The organism is Candidatus Krumholzibacteriia bacterium (assembly GCA_030748535.1).
In the GTDB taxonomy this organism is placed as follows: Bacteria; Krumholzibacteriota; Krumholzibacteriia; order JACNKJ01; family JACNKJ01; genus JASMLU01.
On sequence record JASMLU010000025.1, the window covers coordinates 1 to 2,202 of the forward strand.

At 62.1% G+C, this 2,202-nt stretch carries 2 protein-coding genes; both read right to left on the reverse strand.

The features are described from left to right. The coding region (locus QGH30_09725) for a hypothetical protein (GenBank protein ID MDP7022610.1) at nt 1-833 on the reverse strand (833 nt) is incomplete at its 3' end. Between the two features lie 331 nt (nt 834-1,164). After that, on the reverse strand, nt 1,165-2,202 hold a 1,038-nt coding region (locus tag QGH30_09730), incomplete at its 5' end, for a transposase (protein MDP7022611.1).

Genomic DNA, 2,202 nt, shown 5'->3' on the forward strand with positions numbered 1-2,202 from the left:
AAGTCGAGAGAGCCAGATAGTAATGCATGGAATTCCTGTAGTCCGAAGAAATATCGCCCGTCAACATCAAGGTCGGTTTGAAGGTCGAAAGAGCCGCCAGTGATCATAAAGTCAACCCCACCACCCAGAGAGGCACCCACCCCATCGAGGTTAACCCCAATGCCTCTCTCCTGGGTGAACTGGACAGCCGGGTGCAAATAGCCGATCTCACCATTCCTCTGACTCCTCAAGGGCTCAAACTGCAACTCCCCACTCCAGACAAAGTCCCCCTCCTCAATCACGTCGGCAAGAGTGGCTTCCTCTGTCTGGACCACCACCTGACTCCGCCTTGTCTCTACGGAGGAGACACGACGAAGGTAGCCCCCCTCATCTTCGCCAACGAGTATGTCCCCGACGCTAAAGGGAAGGTCGTCGATATTCTCGCAATCAAAGACGATTTGAACGGAATCAATCTCAGCAACAGTGACACCGCTATTCTCGTTCAGAACCACCGTCTCCTCGGAAATCACCTCATCGGCCTGGTATTCGCCGAGGAAAGTAATGCTCCCACCGCCATCTAGCGTGAGATTGCTCGGCTCTGGACTGTCGCAACCCTCGATGCTGCCCCACTCGATCGCATAGGTTCCAGGCGGCATGTCGCTCAAAACTTCTTCACCAAACCCGGAAGTGTTTTGCGGGCCCGTAAGATTCCAGGCGGCGATGGCTTCCAGGCTGCTGGGTTCAACGTCGATCTCAATCGTGCCGCTTGGATCCGGCTCCGTTGGACTGTCGCCACAACTTGTAAAAAGGAAAAGAACCGCAATAGCCAGCAAAAGGGTAATAACGCTCTTCATAGCACACCTCCGAAACAGATATATCCATGTGGAACTCCCCATGTCAAGTTGCCTGGAACCCCTATATCTCCACAGACCCAGGGATAGGCATTTCAAAAGCCCCTTTCCCCTTTCCGTGCTCAAGATCCATCTGAAATGGCCACCTTTCACCGTCTCCATTATAGCCATGGATCCGCAAGAGTGTCAAACCAGCAGGCACTCTTCCACCACACCTGCAAACCCCGTTGTCGCCCCCGGGCGCTCGGGTTTGGGCGGGCTTATGCCCACACCCGGAAGGGCGCCAAAGTGCCTGACGCGCGCAGGCTTCGCCCCGGCCGCAAACCGAAGCTCCTTACATGGGCCCTTCCGAGTGCTCCGTGCGTTGGTCGAAATCATCGCCAGCGCCCTGCTGCTCCCACTGAAACTCCCCCTGGGGCGGAGCTCGCGAAGGGGAAAGCGCGGGAGCCCGAACCGGCTCCCCCACATGCGACAGAATGCGCCGGATCTCCGAGGGTTCCGTTATGAAGGCAACAAGCCGCATGGGCTGGCCGCAGCGGGGGCACAAGAGCGGCAGACATTCGTAGATCCGCGCCAGCAGCAGCGCCCAGCAGCGGGCGGCAAGATGGCCGGCGGCGCTGCGCGGCTCGCCGGCGTCTGTCGAGAGCGGGCGCGAGTCGGTGTCTTCCACTTCAGGCAGCCCCATCTTCTGGCGCGCCTCTTCCAGTATCTGCAACGTCGCTCCCGCCGGGCCGGCCGATGCGGTCACCGCCCGGCGCAGGTTCGCGTTGGGCGCCAGCACGCCGTAGTAGCGGTGCTTGTGGATCCTGGGCGGAGTCACTAGGCAGGCCAGACGGTCGAGCAGTTCCAGCGGGGTGAGGATCAGTTCGGTACGGCCATCGATGGTCGGTTTGCGCAGACGGTACACGAGCAGCTCGTCGTTCAGGCGGCCGAGGCGTTCCTGGGCCAGCGGTGGCCGGGCGCAGTAGCGCACCAGGCGCTCCAGGCCGTGGCGATCCCAGTCTGGGATGGTCACCGAGGCGTCGACGGACCAGCCGCCGGCGTGGTCGGGGGAGTCGAGAGCGTGGACGGCCAGGTCGTCGAGGTGGCCGTGGCGGTGCAGCCAGCGCAGGCCGCGGCGACGGATCTTCTTCTGGACTGTGGCGATGTCGGCGGTGTCCAGCTCGAGGGCCGGATGGAACTCGGCCCCGTCGGCGTCGTCGCCCGAGAAAACGCCGTCGGTCACCAGCACATGGAAATGGACGTGACTGTTGAGGTAGCTACCGAAGCGGTGGACGAAGGCCACGGCGCCGAACCGGGCTCCCGGCGGCGCGCCCGGGCTGCGCCGGCGCAGCGTCGTCTCCACCGCCCGCAGGAAGACCCGCAAGAGCCC